The following is a 540-nucleotide window of genomic DNA, read 5'->3' on the forward strand; positions in this document are numbered from 1 at the left end:
GCCGCCGGCGACCCTGATCCGCTTGTATTCCACCGTCCCCCACAGTCGACAGCTGCCCGCCGCGGCGGAGCCCGAGGAGTAGTTCTTCATGACCTATGTTCTTCCGTTCACCGAGATCGACCTGTCCGACCTCGAAGAGGTCGGCGGCAAGAACGCCTCCCTGGGGGAGCTGATCCGCATCCTGGACTCTGCGGGGGTGCAGGTGCCCGGTGGTTTCGCCACGACGGCGACCGCCTTCCGGGAGTTCCTTCGGGTCGACGGGCTGGGCGGGCGGATCGCCCAGGCCCTGGAGGGCCTGGACACCGCCGACGTGAACGCCCTGGCGGCCGCGGGCGCGCGGATCCGGTCGATGATCCGTCAGGCGCCGCTGCCGGTGGGGCTGGAGAACGCCATCCGCACTGCCTACGAGGAGCTGGCCGGGGCTCAGCCCGACGGTGTGGAGGTGTCCTGGGCGGTGCGCTCGAGCGCGACCGCGGAGGACCTGCCGGAGGCCTCCTTCGCCGGCCAGCAGGAGACGTTCCTGAACGTCCGCGGCGTGGA

The 540-nt window shown here is 70.9% G+C and carries 1 protein-coding gene; it reads left to right on the forward strand.

Annotated elements, in window-relative coordinates:
• Nucleotides 1-88: 88 nt before the first annotated feature.
• Nucleotides 89-540 (forward strand): PEP/pyruvate-binding domain-containing protein (locus ACH9D2_RS02295; RefSeq protein ID WP_396361142.1); only part of this gene is annotated, 452 nt, incomplete at its 3' end.

The sequence above is a fragment of the Kocuria rhizosphaericola genome, from assembly GCF_044462205.1.
GTDB classification, from domain to species: Bacteria; Actinomycetota; Actinomycetes; order Actinomycetales; family Micrococcaceae; genus Kocuria; species Kocuria rhizosphaericola.